12 protein-coding genes and 2 pseudogenes are annotated in these 14,711 nt (G+C 60.1%); 9 read left to right on the top strand and 5 right to left on the bottom strand.

Features of this window, described 5'->3' with window-relative positions; translation table 11 throughout:
- Positions 1 to 162 precede the first annotated feature (162 nt).
- Positions 163 to 1,563 (bottom strand): aminotransferase, encoded by a 1,401-nt coding sequence (locus NLM31_RS07855; RefSeq protein ID WP_254191946.1) that lies wholly within the window; start codon positions 1,561 to 1,563, stop codon positions 163 to 165.
- A 10-nt stretch (positions 1,564 to 1,573) separates the two neighbouring features.
- A complete protein-coding gene (locus NLM31_RS07850; RefSeq protein ID WP_375167540.1) occupies positions 1,574 to 3,052 on the bottom strand; it encodes an NAD-dependent succinate-semialdehyde dehydrogenase in 1,479 nt (492 codons plus the stop codon).
- A 185-nt stretch (positions 3,053 to 3,237) separates the two neighbouring features.
- Here NLM31_RS07850 and NLM31_RS07845 point away from each other — a divergent pair, with 185 nt between their 5' ends.
- From NLM31_RS07845 to NLM31_RS07810, 8 genes and pseudogenes are all read left to right on the top strand, one after another.
- Positions 3,238 to 3,711, top strand: coding sequence for an Lrp/AsnC family transcriptional regulator (locus NLM31_RS07845; protein ID WP_254191944.1), 474 nt, complete (start codon positions 3,238 to 3,240; stop codon positions 3,709 to 3,711).
- A 224-nt stretch (positions 3,712 to 3,935) separates the two neighbouring features.
- Entirely contained in the window at positions 3,936 to 4,253 is a 318-nt protein-coding gene (locus NLM31_RS07840) for a hypothetical protein (RefSeq protein WP_254191943.1), read from the top strand.
- Entirely contained in the window at positions 4,250 to 5,293 is a 1,044-nt protein-coding gene (locus tag NLM31_RS07835) for a lyase family protein (RefSeq protein WP_254191942.1), read from the top strand. Before NLM31_RS07840 ends, NLM31_RS07835 begins: the two co-directional genes overlap by 4 nt.
- A 399-nt stretch (positions 5,294 to 5,692) precedes the next feature.
- Complete coding sequence (locus NLM31_RS07830; RefSeq protein ID WP_254191941.1) at positions 5,693 to 7,381, top strand: MFS transporter; 1,689 nt, start codon at positions 5,693 to 5,695, stop codon at positions 7,379 to 7,381.
- 559 nt (positions 7,382 to 7,940) lie between these two features.
- Positions 7,941 to 9,011 (top strand): PotD/PotF family extracellular solute-binding protein, encoded by a 1,071-nt coding sequence (locus NLM31_RS07825; RefSeq protein WP_254191940.1) that lies wholly within the window; start codon positions 7,941 to 7,943, stop codon positions 9,009 to 9,011.
- A 457-nt stretch (positions 9,012 to 9,468) separates the two neighbouring features.
- The gene (locus NLM31_RS07820) at positions 9,469 to 9,867 is read left to right on the top strand and encodes a transposase (protein ID WP_254191900.1); all 399 of its coding nucleotides are present in this window, start codon (positions 9,469 to 9,471) and stop codon (positions 9,865 to 9,867) included.
- Positions 9,848 to 10,201: an IS66 family insertion sequence element accessory protein TnpB gene (tnpB, locus tag NLM31_RS07815; RefSeq protein WP_027584880.1), complete on the top strand. Its 354-nt coding sequence runs from the start codon at positions 9,848 to 9,850 to the stop codon at positions 10,199 to 10,201. Before NLM31_RS07820 ends, tnpB (NLM31_RS07815) begins: the two co-directional genes overlap by 20 nt.
- A gap of 125 nt (positions 10,202 to 10,326) precedes the next feature.
- Positions 10,327 to 11,034 (top strand): annotated as a pseudogene (locus tag NLM31_RS07810) (IS66 family transposase zinc-finger binding domain-containing protein); the annotation flags it as partial.
- 98 nt (positions 11,035 to 11,132) lie between these two features.
- Here NLM31_RS07810 and NLM31_RS07805 read toward each other — a convergent pair.
- From NLM31_RS07805 to NLM31_RS07795, 3 genes are all read right to left on the bottom strand, one after another.
- Positions 11,133 to 12,707 carry an IS66 family transposase gene (locus NLM31_RS07805; protein ID WP_254191939.1) on the bottom strand — a complete coding sequence of 525 codons (1,575 nt, stop codon included), beginning with the start codon at positions 12,705 to 12,707 and terminating at the stop codon, positions 11,133 to 11,135.
- Positions 12,708 to 12,832: 125 nt separating this feature from the next.
- On the bottom strand, positions 12,833 to 13,186 hold the full coding sequence (gene tnpB / locus NLM31_RS07800; protein ID WP_027584880.1) for an IS66 family insertion sequence element accessory protein TnpB: 354 nt from the start codon (positions 13,184 to 13,186) through the stop codon (positions 12,833 to 12,835).
- The gene (locus NLM31_RS07795; protein ID WP_254191900.1) at positions 13,167 to 13,565 is read right to left on the bottom strand and encodes a transposase; all 399 of its coding nucleotides are present in this window, start codon (positions 13,563 to 13,565) and stop codon (positions 13,167 to 13,169) included. The genes tnpB (NLM31_RS07800) and NLM31_RS07795 overlap by 20 nt, the downstream gene beginning before the upstream one ends.
- Before the next feature lie 84 nt (positions 13,566 to 13,649).
- On the opposite strand from NLM31_RS07795, the pseudogene NLM31_RS07790 reads away from it, so the two are divergent.
- Positions 13,650 to 14,522, top strand: a pseudogene (locus NLM31_RS07790) (IS66 family transposase); the annotation flags it as partial.
- Positions 14,523 to 14,711 lie beyond the last annotated feature (189 nt).

Below are 14,711 nucleotides of genomic sequence, written 5' to 3'. Positions count from 1 at the left end.
GCTTCGCGCCGAATAGTCCAGATAACGTGGAATGGCTATCCAGTGGTTCGAGATGTACCCCTACAAGGGACCTGGTCACGAAGTCTCTTCTCTGCCTCGACCAACTGCCATGGCGAAAGGCTTGCCATAGGCAGCAAACCAGCCGCAGAGGCGCATCAACCGTCAGGAGGACGTGGGTTCATTCGCCAGCTCGTCCATTACTTGCCTCGTCGCTCGATACGCCAGGTCCACGATCTCATCAATTTCAGCTTCCGACGCAACGAGAGGCGGAGCAAAACCGAGAATGTCTCCGTGCGGCATTGCTCGCGCAATAAGACCCCGATCACGAGCAGCCTTCGAGATGCGGGCGCCAACCTTGAGCTGCGGATCAAATCGCCGCTTCGCCTGGCGGTCCGCAACGAATTCGACGGCCCCAAGCAAGCCCACACCTCGCACTTCTCCGACGATTTCCAGCTGGGCAAATCGTTCGTTCAGTCGCTTGAGAAAATGAGCGCCAACGATCCTCGCGCGGTCAGCTAGTTGTTCCTTCTCGACAATATCAAGCACTGCGTTGGCGGCCGCCGCCGCAATGGGATGGCCGGAATAGGTATAACCGTGAGAAAACGCACCGACGCGATCCGCCGCTTCCTCCATAACCTCGTAAACCCTCTCGCCAACGATCGCTGCCGAGAGCGGTACGTAGCCGGACGTCAGGCCTTTCGCGACTGTCACCAAGTCGGGCTCGATACCGTATAGCGTGCTGCCGAAGTCGGCGCCGGTCCGACCGAACCCACAAATCACCTCGTCCGCGATCAGGAGAACATCATAGCGCCTGAGCACGGCCTGAATTTCACGCCAGTAGCCAGCGGGCGGCGGTGTAATGCCCCCCGTACCCAGGACCGGCTCGGCTATGAAGGCACCGATCGTTTCCGGCCCTTCCCGCACGATCAGCGCTTCAAGCTCCGCTGCACGCCGGCGAGAAAAAGACTCTTCCGTCTCGCCGGGCTCAGCGCCCCAGTAGTGGTGAGGTACGCCAGTGTGCAAAATACCGGGAAAGGGAAGGTCCATGTGATCATGGTAGAAAGACATACCGGTCATCGAACCGGAAATTACCGAGCAGCCGTGGTAGCCGCGCTCCCGTGAAATGATCTTCTTCTTCTTCGGCTGGCCGCGCAGATTGTTATAATACCAAACGAGCTTGGCCTGGGTTTCGTTGGCATCTGATCCGGACAGTCCAAAGAATACCTTGCTTGGCTTACCCGGAGCCATGCGTACCAGGCGATCGGACAGGGTCGCCAGCTCTTCCGTCGTATGGGCCGCATAAGTGTGGTAGTATGCGAGCTGGTACGCCTGCCGCGCGATGGCCTCAGCCACTTCAGTCCGGCCGTATCCAATGTTTACGCAGTACAGGCCAGCAAAACCGTCGATGTAACTATGACCCTGCGCGTCTTCGATTCGGATGCCCTTCCCACCAGTCACTATTGTAGGGTCACCGATCTTTCCACTCGCAAACTCCTTGAGCTGGGTAAAAGGATGCAGAACACTTGAGCGATCTCGTTCAGCGATGGTCTTGATATCAGTCATACCTATTCTCCTAAGCCGCCAAATCGCCGAAGCAGACGTATTTCAGTTCCATGTATTCCGCTAAGCCGTGTCGTGACCCCTCGCGACCCAGCCCGGATTGCTTCCATCCGCCGAACGGAATTGGAGGGCCTGTGAATGAAGGCGTATTGATGCCAAGCATCCCGCACTCGATCTGCTCGGAAAGCCGGAGCGCTCGACGCAGGCTGTCCGTGTAGACGTACCCGGCGAGCCCCATTTCGTTCGCATTAGCTCGAGCGATGACCTCTTCTTCAGAGTCGAACGGCAGCACAGCAGCTACCGGCCCAAATGTTTCCTCACGTGCAATCAGCATCTCTTCGGTGACATCGCTAAGCAGCGTTGGAACGACGAAATTCGGACCAAGACTTGGGTCTTGATTCGCGGAAATACTTCGCGCCCCCTTGCTCAGCGCATCGTCAATCTGCATCCTGCACTTGTCGGCCACGGACGACTTCGTCATTGGACCTATCGTTGTTTCAGGATCCAGGCCGTGGCCGACTTTGAGCTGTGCCATTGCCGCAGCAAACGCCTCCACGAAGGCGCCATAGATGCTCCTTTGCACGTAGAGGCGGTTGGCGGCCAGGCAATCCTGGCCCGACGTTGCAAACTTTGCGGCCATCGCTCCCTTGACGGCCTTACCTAGATCGACATCGTCAAAGATAACGAAGGGGGCATGCCCACCGAGTTCGAGCGACACCTTCTTGACCGTCTCGGCCGCCCCCTCCAGAAGCAGTCGACCCACATGGGTCGAACCCGTGAACGAGAGAGCCCGTATTCTTGTATCGCGCAGCAGCGGTGCAGAAAGCTCGACGGGATTGCCAACAAGCACCTGCAGCACGCCAGGAGGCACGCCCGCTTCTGCCGCCAACCTTGCCACCGCGAGAGCAGACAGCGGGGTCTCGGGAGCAGGCTTCACGATGATTGGACAACCGGCTGCAAGAGCCGCCCCCGCCTTCCGTGTAATCATGGCAACAGGGAAATTCCATGGAGTGATCGCCGCCGCTACGCCAATCGGCTGCATTCGCACCTGGAGCAGGCTTCCAGGCTTGTGGCTTGGAATCGTCTCTCCGTATGCGCGCTCCCCCTCCGCAGCGAACCACTCGAGAAATCCAGCGCCGTACGCAATTTCGTGACGAGCCTCGGCGATCGGCTTGCCCTGCTCGCTCGTCACGAGAATGGCAAGCTCCTCCGATTCGCGGCGCATCAACGACGCCCAAGACCTAAGGATCGCACCTCGCCTCTCGGGCAACAATTCGCGCCAAGCAGCGAAGGAACGCTCGGCTGCCGCGATCGCCAGATTCATTTCCGCGACGCCGCAGCGAGAAACGCTCGCGATCTCTTCGCCAGTAGCCGGGTCGACCACAACGTCGTACTGCTCGGTTTCAACCCAGCGGCCCTCGATCAGCGCAGCCCCCGCCACGAAATCGCGGCGGGCCAGATTTCGGAGGTGTCTTATGGCGAGACCGACCAGACGAGGACTTTTATGTCGAATATCTTGAAACGCCATTTGAGGTCCCGCACGGGCATTGTTGAAATCGTCTTTGCTTCAGAATACTGATGTTGCTAATCTATTTCCGTCGCATTTTCCCACGCTCGGATGATTTCCTGCATCGTACAGGCATTTCACGGCGAAATTCACCCCAAGCTGGAGCCAGCATGCAATACGACCGAATAGACGCCCGCATCCTCGAGATCGTGCAAAAAAACAATCGTTTAACGTCCGAGGTAATCGGTGAACTGACGGGGCTTTCTGCTACGGCATGTCAACGACGACTGAAGAGGCTCCGTTCAGATGGCATCATCGAGGCTGATGTCTCGATAGTTTCGGCGAAAGCGGTGGGAAGACCGATTCAAATGCTTGTGCTGGTGAGCCTAGAGCGGGAGCGTGCTGACATTATCGATAGGTTCAAGAAGGCCATCAAATCGTCAGCTGAGGTCGTCAACGGATTCTACGTCACTGGCGACGCCGATTTCGTCCTCTACATTACCGCGCGAACGATGGAAGATTATGAGATGTTCACGCGGCGATTCTTCTATGAGAACCCGGACATCAAGGGGTTCAAGACAATGGTCGTTATGGACCGCGTAAAGGCGGGCTTTGCAATCCCTGTAGAGCTTCCGGATGAATGAGGCTTACTGAGGCCTCGCGACGCCGATAAGCGCTCTTGCGCTCTTTTTCATCGCCTATTCGATTAGAACGCGAGAAACCCGCGCTACCCTCCTCTACTCTCCACACCTCAGTATATCGAAGCGTGCAACGGAAGAGGACCTGCGCAATTCCACTACGCAGGGAGGCTTGCGCGTGCTTCTGGTGAATTGCACAAACGCAACCTACCGCGCAGCAGAGAGCAAGAATGGGCAAGACACGCCGCAAGGTCGATAGCTTAGGAGAAGTGGAAGCCCCGAACGAGGCTTACTATGGCTCCCAGGCTGTAGGGGCAATCAGGAATTCTTCGATCTCTGGGATTCAAATTAGCCATCTTCCGCAAGATATTCATGCATTGGCTGTCGTAAAGAAGGCGGCCATGCGGGCAAATGCGCGACTTGGCGACATTCCGTCCAGCAAAACCACCGCAATTGCGGCCGCGCGCGACGACATCATTGCCGGTGATTTAGACGCCGAGTTCCCATCGATGTTTTTCAAGATGGCGCCGGAACGTCGACCAACATGAACATCAACGAAGTCATCGCAAACAGGGCGCTCGGGCACTTGGGATTTCCGCGCGACCGCTATGACGTCATTCACCCAAACGACCACGTCAATCTTTCTCGGTCAACGAATGACGTCTATCCAACTGCGATTCGACTTGCGATGCTATTGAGGCATCAATCCTTAGATCGTGAGCTCCGCCAGCTTGCCAATGAGCGGCAGCGAAAGGGCTCGGAATTCGCAGGTGTCGTCAAGCTCGGCCGCGCGCAGTTGCAGGATGCCATTCCCGTAATCCTCGGCCAGGACTTTACTGCCTTTTCGACAACCATCCGGGACGGCATCGTCCGGCGAGAAGAACCCGTGTCTCTCTTTCACAAGGTGACTCCTGGCAGCACAGCTATCTCGACTGGAATCAAAACAAAGCCGGATTACGCCGGTATCGGCGTGGAAGAGCTATCTCGACTTCCTCAGCTTCCATTCGTTGCCGCCAGCAACCTGATCGAGGCGTGCTGGGACACGGGAGCCTTTGTCTTATTCTCCTGGATGTCGAAGCGCACGGCGACGAAGCTCTCCAAAATCTCGAATGACCTGAGACTGCTCTCATGCGGACCTCGGGGTGGCCTTGCCGAAATCAGTTTGCCGGCCCTCCGGCCAAGTTTTTCGATAATGCCGGGCAAGGTGAACCCTGTTATTCCAGCAGTCGTGAACCAAGTCGCGTTTCAAGTCATCGGCGCGGATCTCACCATTACCTTGGTCGCTGAAGCAGGGCAGCTCCAGCTTAATGTCATGGAGCCTGTGATCGCCTACAGCGTGCTGCAGTCGATTTTTTTGCTGACAATTGCCGCCCGAACGTTACGAGAAAAGTGCATTGCCGGGGTAACGGCCAACGTGGAGCGGTGCCGGTCAACATCTGGAAGCAAGCACGGCTTCGTAACGGCCCTGACCCCGCTGATCGGATGCGAGCGCGCGACCGACTTTGCCACGGCAGCACCGAAGAGCGGTCAAGAGATATGGACGGTCCTCCAATTACCTTGCACCCGAGTTGCTCAACCACTTGCGTGAACCATCCACGCTGACGAGACCATGGAAAGCACAAGAACTTCGGCTTTCAAAAGGCTCGTCGGAGGATCCGCTGCCGAAATAGCCACCGATCGGTTCTGAACTCAATGTCCCGCTTCTCGGTTATGCGAGTGACGACAGATTCGGCTCGTGTCGACGAGCAGGATACGTCGGAGCTACACGCGAGTACTCTGCGTAGATCCAGCACGTCGCCCGGCCCCAGCCTCATAGTACTATCTGTATTTCAACAGGACGGACCATGCATGCGCGAAGGCACGAGCGCCTCGTTGGGCAACGTGCCCAATCCAGGCAGGTTGTCGCAGCGTTACTGGCGGCACGCCTTTCGGTGCCATCATCTATTTCACCCACAATCCCTTCGTCGCCAGCGCGGTAGAAACCAGCATGTCTGATCCGGCCAAATCCCAGCCCCTCCGCGTCAACGGTATCACTGCGCCCCTGCGCTATTCTACTTTCCGGCGCATCTGGCTGGCGAGCCTCCTATCCAATCTCGGTATCTTGATTCAGTATGTCGGTGCCGCCTGGGCAATGACCGAGATGACGTCTTCGGCCGACAAGGTCGCCCTGGTGCTCACCGCCTTGATGCTGCCGGTTATGCTGATCGCGATCCCGGCCGGGGCGATTGCAGATATGTATGACCGCCGCATCGTGACCCTGATTGCGCTTTCAATCGCCTTTTGCGGCGCGATCGCGCTGACCGTGCTCGACTGGGTTGGTCTGACCACGCCAAATCTCTTGCTGCTGCTTTGCTTCACGGTCGGTAGCGGCATGGCACTGATGGGCCCGGCTTGGCAGTCCGCGGTCGCCGAGCAGGTGCCTGCCGAGGCGTTGCCCGCGGCGGTGGCGCTCAATGGCATTAGCTACAACATCGCGCGCAGCTTCGGGCCTGCCATTGGTGGTATCGTCGTTGCGACAGCTGGCGCAGTAGCAGCATATGCGCTTAACGCTTTGCTCTATGTGCCGCTAATGATCTCGCTGTTCCTCTGGAGACGTGTGGCGGCTCCGTCTCGGCTGCCGCGAGAACAGTTGAGCCGTGCCATAGTCTCGGGCGTGCGGTACATTACCAATTCGCCGCCAATCAAGATCGTCATGACCCGCGCATTTGTGACCGGCGTGATCGGCGGTTCTATCTCGGCGCTCATGCCGCTGGTCGCGCGCGATCTCTTGCATGGTAATGCGCGGACCTACGGCATCTTGCTCGGCGCTTTTGGTCTCGGTGCCGTCATCGGTGCGTTCTATGTCGGAGAGGTGCGCCAGCGCATGAGCGGCGAAGCCGCTGTGCGTGCCTGCACGCTCTCTTTGGGCACTGCAATCGTGGCCGTGGCCCTAAGCCGCGAGGCGTTTTTGACGGCTTGCGCACTTGTCCTCGCCGGCGCCGTATGGACGATGACGATGACGTTGTTCAATATCGGCGTGCAACTCTCGGCGCCGCGCTGGGTCGCAGGCCGATCACTTGCGGCCTACCAGGCCGCATTCTCCGGCGGCATAGCCATAGGGGGATGGGGCTGGGGTCGCCTTACGGATGCCGCCGGAGTCGAGCTCGCCCTGCTCGTCTCCGCGTCAATGATGTTGCTAGCGCCGCTGCTCGGGCTTTGGCTGCGCATGCCGAGGATCAACGCGCTTGGGGAGGACGCCGAGGTGCTCGCCGATCCCGAGGTGCAGCTTCCGCTCACTTATCGGAGCGGGCCGCTGGTGGTGGAGATCGAATATTGCGTCGCGCTCGAGAATGCGCGCGCCTTCCATAACCTGATGCAGGAGGTACAATTATCGCGCCAGCGCAATGGAGCCTATGGATGGTCCATCGCGCGTGACATCGCCGATCCCAAGCTGTGGACTGAGCGCTATCACTGCCCGACGTGGCTCGATTACCTGCGTCAGCGCAACCGGTGGACAAAAGCGGAGCGCGCGCTGGATCGTGAAGCGCTGGCGTTCCATGTCGGCCCCGAACCGGTTCGCATCCGGCGTATGCTGGAGCGGCCGTTCGGATCGGTGCGCTGGAGGGAAGAGGTCCCTGACGGCGCTACCGACGAGGTGGTGGCTGTCGATTGCAAGCGCGGTGGAAGGCACTACTAGCTCTGCGCATCACGCGGTTTTCTCAAGCCCGGTTCAGGCCGCTCGTCTATAACGAGAATCGCAGCTTGGTCCGGTGGCTGCTAGGCGAGCTCAACCTGTCCCGCCCCCAACGCCAGGACGATCGCGTGAGGATTTGCAGTGGCAAGTCAGTCTTCATGAGTCGTTCAGGCGCCCTGCCTCGGAGGAGTGCCCTGGGGCTCACATGCGAATCGCAAAGCGCACGTTTAGCGGTCGCCACACCTCGGGGCATGGACCTAGCGATGAACTGGTGGAGGCACGTTCGCACCACCACGTGTTTATTTTACCAGATGACAGTCGGGCGTTCCACCGGTCCCCTCTTTCGTGGACGAAGCGCACGAATGAGGGCTAAAATATTGTCCCTCGCAGTCCTTGCAGTATTTCTCTGTTTGCGGGGTCATTTTTGCTGGTTTTAGTCGCTGACACCGCTCTACTTTTGTTTTTGTGGGGCTGCTTAAGGGATTTGCCCGCGTCCTACAAACGTCCGGGACGCGGATGCCTGAAGTGCGAGCACCAAAACCACAAGAGAGGGAGACACAAAATGGAAATCACACGCAGAGGAATCCTTGAACGAGCAGCCGCGCTGGGCGTGGCCGCCACGTCTTTGCCCTTCGTATCCGAGGCCCAGGCCAAGGAACAGCTCACAGTTATGGATTTTGGGTCACCGTACGTCGACGCATCGAAAAAAATTTCGGCAAAGTGGGACAAGGCCGACATCACTTGGGGAGTTCAATCCGGCGGAGCGATGACAATACTTGGCGTGATCAAAGCCAAGTGGCCCAATCCGCCGTATGATATGATCATCAACTGGTCGCCCGGCTTTGCCAGCATCCTTAAGGAGGGGTGGGCGGAGACGGTCACCTTGGCCGACGTGCCAAACCTGGTGGATGTACCTGAGCGCTTCCTGACCAAGGATGACAAGGGAAACATCAAGACCATCCCGCGCTCAATTGACGGTAGCTATTTTGCCGTGCGCACCGACCGTTGCCCGATCGAGATTAAAACCGTCGAGGACCTGCTCAATCCGAAGCTCAAGGGACAAATCTGCTGGCCGGTCGCCAGCCAATATCTAAATGCTCCTACGGTGATGCTGGCCCTCGCGCGAGGTGGAAACGAGTTCAAGATGGATCCGGGCTGGCAATTTCTTCAGGAGCTGGCCAAGTCCGGCAACATCGGGCGCGTCTTCGCGTCGACTGTTGAGGGCACGAACTCGGTCTCGACGGGTGAGACCAGCATCATCTATGCCTCGAACGGCGCGCTTTCCCCGCTTTCCCAACGGGTGCCTCTCAAGGCGCTGACGAAGGGCGAGCCGTCGATGAAGGCAGCTCTTTACGTGGAGGGCTGGGTCGTCCTGACAGCCTCGAAGCAAAAGAAGGCCGCAATGGACTTTGCCAATTTCACGCTGAGCAAGGAAAACTCGGAGCTCTTCCACCAGGAGGTCACCAGCGTTCCGGCGAATCAAACGGCGAAGGCGAGCCCGAAAGTCGCTCCCATCCAGTTCACGACGGAAGAACTCGATAAGTTTGGCTATGTACCCGACTGGGGCTACATGTCCACGCAATTGGACGCATGGGTAAAGAAGTTCGAGCAGGACATCCTGCCGAAGATTTAGACCATCACGCGTTCTGGGGCGGCCTTGGACGAGCGGGGGCCGCTCCCTTTTCTTGGTCGATTGTTAAGATCGCCAATTCCGCGCAGTTCGGAGGCCGGAGCCTGAAGTTGGAACCAGCCGTTGGAGTTGACGCTTCGTGTCATCTCTGAACGACGAACGTGTTCGGGATCGAGCGGCATTCGGGATCGGAACGAGTGCGGCTGGAGCGGGTCTCTTGCAGCGCTCCTCCTTTCCAGCGCGGCGACGACGTCTCGCGACTAGCAACTTTTACCTCCGCGCGGATCTTCGCAGGCGAGCCAGCACGACTGCCGACATATGCGCGCAGGATTTGGACGGTTACACTCGCGTGTAGGGGATTTGCCGGCTTCAGGAACGTAAGCGCTCCTTTCTACGCACCTATGCAGTTGAGCGCGGGGATGGGATGAGGTGTCCACCATGAGCGAGGTGGACACCATCGATGATCACTCCAGAAGAACCTTTGAGACTTGAGACGGTCGGCGTGTTGTGCAATGGCCGGCGTCGCTATGATCCGGCCAGCAAACAGCGACTGGTCGAGGCCTGTCTGCAGCCTGGCGTGTCGCTGGCGGGGCTGGCGTTGCACCACGGCGTGAACGCGAACCTGCTGCGCAAGTGGGTGGCCAAGCGACAACTTCAGAACGGGGATGACCAGCCGGAGGCGCGGGCGCCGATTGCGCCAGCTTTTATTCCGGTTTGCGCGACGGAGCGATCCTGTGCAGGGCGGCTGACGGCATCGATGCCCAACGGCGTGACGCTTTCGCTGGAAGGCGGCGACGCGCAGTTGCTGTCGGCGGTGATTGAAGCGCTGGGGCGTTGCGATGTTCCGACTGGCGTCTGATCTTCGGGTCTACCTTCACCGCGAACCGATTGACTTCCGGGCGGGCATCAACAGCCTGGCGATCGTGGTGGAGCAGTCGATGGGGCTGGATCCGTTCCAACGCGCGGTGTTCGCGTTCTGCAATCGTCGCCGCGACCGGATCAAGCTGCTGATTTATGATCGGTCAGGATTTTGGATGCTGCTGAAGCGGCTGGAGGCCGACAGATTCCACTGGCCCCGAAGTCAGGAGGCGGTGCTGACGCTGACGATGGAGGAGCTGCACTGGCTGCTTGACGGCATCAACATCGCGGCGATGCGTCGTCATCCGGTGCGGCAATATCAGAGCGTGGGCTGAGCGTGTTCGATGCGGGCGGCGTCATCGGGCTTCGGCATGGCCGTTCTCAGATGACGCCGCCGAAGACATGACGAAGACATGGGAGCCCGGTTGACGCGGCGGCATGACTTCGATTCAAGACTACGATGAGTCGCAAGCCCACGACGCACGAGCTGGAAGCCTTGATCGCGGCGCTGAAGGCCGAGAACGAGAAGCTCGCGCAGCGCGTGAGGCACCTTGAGGAGCAGTTGCGGCTGGAGCGGCTGCATCGCTACGCGCCACGCAGCGAGAAGCTCAAGGATCGCATCTTCAACGAAGCCGAACAGGCTTCCGCCGAAGAAGGCGCGGAACAGGACGATCTCGAACCGGCGGTCGTGCCGGATACGGGGCGGCCGGAGGGTGAGACGCCCGCGCCGAAGAAGCGCGGCCGCAAGCCTCTGCCGGCGGATCTGCCGCGCCAGCGTATCGAACATGATCTGCCCGAGGACCGGAAGGCCTGCCCGTGCTGCCGGAATCGGATGCACCGGATGGGCGAGAACGTCACCGAACAACTGCATATCGAGGTGAAGGCGACAGTGCTGCAGCACGTGCGGTTCAAGTACGCGTGCCGTCACTGCGAGCGCACTGCGCTGAACACCCCGATCGTGATCGCACCGATGCCGGCGCAGCCATTGCCGGGCAGCGTCGCCACGGCTTCGACGCTGGCGCTCGTGCTGGCCAACAAATACGTCGACGGCACGCCGCTGTATCGTCTGGCGGACGCGCTGGCACGCGCCAACGTCAGCGTCGGCCGCGGCGCCCTGGCCAATTGGGTGATCCGGTCGAGCGAATTGCACCTGCAACGCGTGTATGATGGTAAGCGCGCTTTTTGACGCACGGTGCAGCATGATCTCCTCGTCTGCGCAGGGCGGGGATTTTGATTGGTGGAGTGTCCCTGTTGGCTTTAAGGCGATCAGCCAGGGTTGACGGTCTGTGCGTGCTTGGCAAAGTTGAATGGCAACAGGTCTTCGATGTCGGCGTCGGGCGGACGCTGCGGCAGTTCAGCGAGCACGTGACATAGCCAGGCGTAGGGCTCAACGTCGCAGGCCCGGCATGTCAGCACCAGGCTGTAGATCACCGCGCTGGCCTTTGCGCCGGCGACGGTGTCGCTGAACAACCAGTTTTTTCTTCCGGTCACAAAGGGTCTGATGTCGCGTTCGAGAACATTGTTGTCGATCGGCGCAAGGCCATCATTGGCGTAGCGGGCCAGATAATCCCATTGGTTGCGGGCATAGGCGATGGCCTTGCCGGTCAGGCTTTCGGGCAGCACGTTCGGCGCCTGATCGTCGAGCCAATTTTTGAACGCAGCCAGGACCGGGACGCTGTGCTGCTGGCGCAGCCGCAAGGCGTATTCGGCGCGCGTTTTGCCGTCGGGCGGCGTCTGGCGCGCCAGCCTCTCGACCTCATACAATGCCTCGAAGAACCTGAGTGCCTGCAACGAGAGGCCGCCGGGCTTCTTCATCGCCTTGAGCGCGTCGGTAAATTTCCTGCGCGCGTGCGCCATGCAGCCAAGATGAGTGACACCGGAGAGCGTGCGCCAGGCGTCATAGCCGTCGCTCATCAACAGGCCGCCCCAACTGGCCAGGAAGGCCTGTGGATGCTCCTGGCCGCGACCGGGCTGGTAATCGAACAACACGACTGGCTGGGCGCTGTCCTGGCCACTGCGGTAGACCCACATGTACGATTTGGTCTGCGCATCCCGCCCGTCCTCCTTGAGGACCTTGACCCACGTCTCGTCGCCATGGATCAGAGGCTGCGACCGGAGCGTTTGCTTCAGCGCATCATACACGCGTTGCAGGTGCAATTCGCTCGACCGGATCACCCAATTGGCCAGGGCGCCGCGGCCGACGCTGACGTTGGCGCGTGCCAGCGCGTCCGCCAGACGATACAGCGGCGTGCCGTCGACGTATTTGTTGGCCAGCACGAGCGCCAGCGTCGAAGCCGTGGCGACGCTGCCCGGCAATGGCTGCGCCGGCATCGGTGCGATCACGATCGGGGTGTTCAGCGCAGTGCGCTCGCAGTGACGGCACGCGTACTTGAACCGCACGTGCTGCAGCACTGTCGCCTTCACCTCGATATGCAGTTGTTCGGTGACGTTCTCGCCCATCCGGTGCATCCGATTCCGGCAGCACGGGCAGGCCTTCCGGTCCTCGGGCAGATCATGTTCGATACGCTGGCGCGGCAGATCCGCCGGCAGAGGCTTGCGGCCGCGCTTCTTCGGCGCGGGCGTCTCACCCTCCGGCCGCCCCGTATCCGGCACGACCGCCGGTTCGAGATCGTCCTGTTCCGCGCCTTCTTCGGCGGAAGCCTGTTCGGCTTCGTTGAAGATGCGATCCTTGAGCTTCTCGCTGCGTGGCGCGTAGCGATGCAGCCGCTCCAGCCGCAACTGCTCCTCAAGGTGCCTCACGCGCTGCGCGAGCTTCTCGTTCTCGGCCTTCAGCGCCGCGATCAAGGCTTCCAGCTCGTGCGTCGTGGGCTTGCGACTCATCGTAGTCTTGAATCGAAGTCATGCCGCCGCGTCAACCGGGCTCCCATGTCTTCGTCATGTCTTCGGCGGCGTCATCTGAGAACGGCCATGCCGAAGCCCGATGACGCCGCCCGCATCGAACACGCTCAGCCCACGCTCTGATATTGCCGCACCGGATGACGACGCATCGCCGCGATGTTGATGCCGTCAAGCAGCCAGTGCAGCTCCTCCATCGTCAGCGTCAGCACCGCCTCCTGACTTCGGGGCCAGTGGAATCTGTCGGCCTCCAGCCGCTTCAGCAGCATCCAAAATCCTGACCGATCATAAATCAGCAGCTTGATCCGGTCGCGGCGACGATTGCAGAACGCGAACACCGCGCGTTGGAACGGATCCAGCCCCATCGACTGCTCCACCACGATCGCCAGGCTGTTGATGCCCGCCCGGAAGTCAATCGGTTCGCGGTGAAGGTAGACCCGAAGATCAGACGCCAGTCGGAACATCGCAACGCCCCAGCGCTTCAATCACCGCCGACAGCAACTGCGCGTCGCCGCCTTCCAGCGAAAGCGTCACGCCGTTGGGCATCGATGCCGTCAGCCGCCCTGCACAGGATCGCTCCGTCGCGCAAACCGGAATAAAAGCTGGCGCAATCGGCGCCCGCGCCTCCGGCTGGTCATCCCCGTTCTGAAGTTGTCGCTTGGCCACCCACTTGCGCAGCAGGTTCGCGTTCACGCCGTGGTGCAACGCCAGCCCCGCCAGCGACACGCCAGGCTGCAGACAGGCCTCGACCAGTCGCTGTTTGCTGGCCGGATCATAGCGACGCCGGCCATTGCACAACACGCCGACCGTCTCAAGTCTCAAAGGTTCTTCTGGAGTGATCATCGATGGTGTCCACCTCGCTCATGGTGGACACCTCATCCCATCCCCGCGCTCAACTGCATAGGTGCGTAGAAAGGAGCGCTTACGTATGATGCGCTGAAGCAAACGCTCCGGTCGCAGCCTCTGATCCATGGCGACGAGACGTGGGTCAAGGTCCTCAAGGAGGACGGGCGGGATGCGCAGACCAAATCGTACATGTGGGTCTACCGCAGTGGCCAGGACAGCGCCCAGCCAGTCGTGTTGTTCGATTACCAGCCCGGTCGCGGCCAGGAGCATCCACAGGCCTTCCTGGCCAGTTGGGGCGGCCTGTTGATGAGCGACGGCTATGACGCCTGGCGCACGCTCTCCGGTGTCACTCATCTTGGCTGCATGGCGCACGCGCGCAGGAAATTTACCGACGCGCTCAAGGCGATGAAGAAGCCCGGCGGCCTCTCGTTGCAGGCACTCAGGTTCTTCGAGGCATTGTATGAGGTCGAGAGGCTGGCGCGCCAGACGCCGCCCGACGGCAAAACGCGCGCCGAATACGCCTTGCGGCTGCGCCAGCAGCACAGCGTCCCGGTCCTGGCTGCGTTCAAAAATTGGCTCGACGATCAGGCGCCGAACGTGCTGCCCGAAAGCCTGACCGGCAAGGCCATCGCCTATGCCCGCAACCAATGGGATTATCTGGCCCGCTACGCCAATGATGGCCTTGCGCCGATCGACAACAATGTTCTCGAACGCGACATCAGACCCTTTGTGACCGGAAGAAAAAACTGGTTGTTCAGCGACACCGTCGCCGGCGCAAAGGCCAGCGCGGTGATCTACAGCCTGGTGCTGACATGCCGGGCCTGCGACGTTGAGCCCTACGCCTGGCTATGTCACGTGCTCGCTGAACTGCCGCAGCGTCCGCCCGACGCCGACATCGAAGACCTGTTGCCATTCAACTTTGCCAAGCACGCACAGACCGTCAACCCTGGCTGATCGCCTTAAAGCCAACAGGGACACTCCACCAATCAAAATCCCCGCCCTGCGCAGACGAGGAGATGATGCTGCATCGTGCGTCAAAAAGCGCGCTTACTCAGGAACTCCTTCCGACCTCGACAACTCTTCGACTGCAGAGGCATCCATCCTAATCTTCGTCACGGTCATGGCGGGTCGAAGCTCCTCTAC

This window comes from Bradyrhizobium sp. CCGUVB4N (genome assembly GCF_024199945.1).
Lineage (GTDB): Bacteria > Pseudomonadota > Alphaproteobacteria > Rhizobiales > Xanthobacteraceae > Bradyrhizobium.
Note: the sequence above shows the minus strand (reverse complement) of the source record. Positions and strands in the feature narration are given on the sequence as shown.

What these genes read in the sequence shown, in the direction of transcription:
- NLM31_RS07855 (WP_254191946.1), bottom strand. Translation starts at nt 1,563, where the DNA reads ATGACTGATATCAAGACCATCGCTGAACGAGATCGCTCAAGTGTTCTG.
- NLM31_RS07845 (WP_254191944.1), top strand. Translation starts at nt 3,238, where the DNA reads ATGCAATACGACCGAATAGACGCCCGCATCCTCGAGATCGTGCAAAAA.
- NLM31_RS07840 (WP_254191943.1), top strand. Translation starts at nt 3,936, where the DNA reads ATGGGCAAGACACGCCGCAAGGTCGATAGCTTAGGAGAAGTGGAAGCC.
- NLM31_RS07835 (WP_254191942.1), top strand. Translation starts at nt 4,250, where the DNA reads ATGAACATCAACGAAGTCATCGCAAACAGGGCGCTCGGGCACTTGGGA.
- NLM31_RS07830 (WP_254191941.1), top strand. Translation starts at nt 5,693, where the DNA reads ATGTCTGATCCGGCCAAATCCCAGCCCCTCCGCGTCAACGGTATCACT.
- NLM31_RS07825 (WP_254191940.1), top strand. Translation starts at nt 7,941, where the DNA reads ATGGAAATCACACGCAGAGGAATCCTTGAACGAGCAGCCGCGCTGGGC.
- NLM31_RS07820 (WP_254191900.1), top strand. Translation starts at nt 9,469, where the DNA reads ATGATCACTCCAGAAGAACCTTTGAGACTTGAGACGGTCGGCGTGTTG.
- tnpB (WP_027584880.1), top strand. Translation starts at nt 9,848, where the DNA reads ATGTTCCGACTGGCGTCTGATCTTCGGGTCTACCTTCACCGCGAACCG.
- NLM31_RS07805 (WP_254191939.1), bottom strand. Translation starts at nt 12,707, where the DNA reads ATGAGTCGCAAGCCCACGACGCACGAGCTGGAAGCCTTGATCGCGGCG.
- tnpB (WP_027584880.1), bottom strand. Translation starts at nt 13,186, where the DNA reads ATGTTCCGACTGGCGTCTGATCTTCGGGTCTACCTTCACCGCGAACCG.
- NLM31_RS07795 (WP_254191900.1), bottom strand. Translation starts at nt 13,565, where the DNA reads ATGATCACTCCAGAAGAACCTTTGAGACTTGAGACGGTCGGCGTGTTG.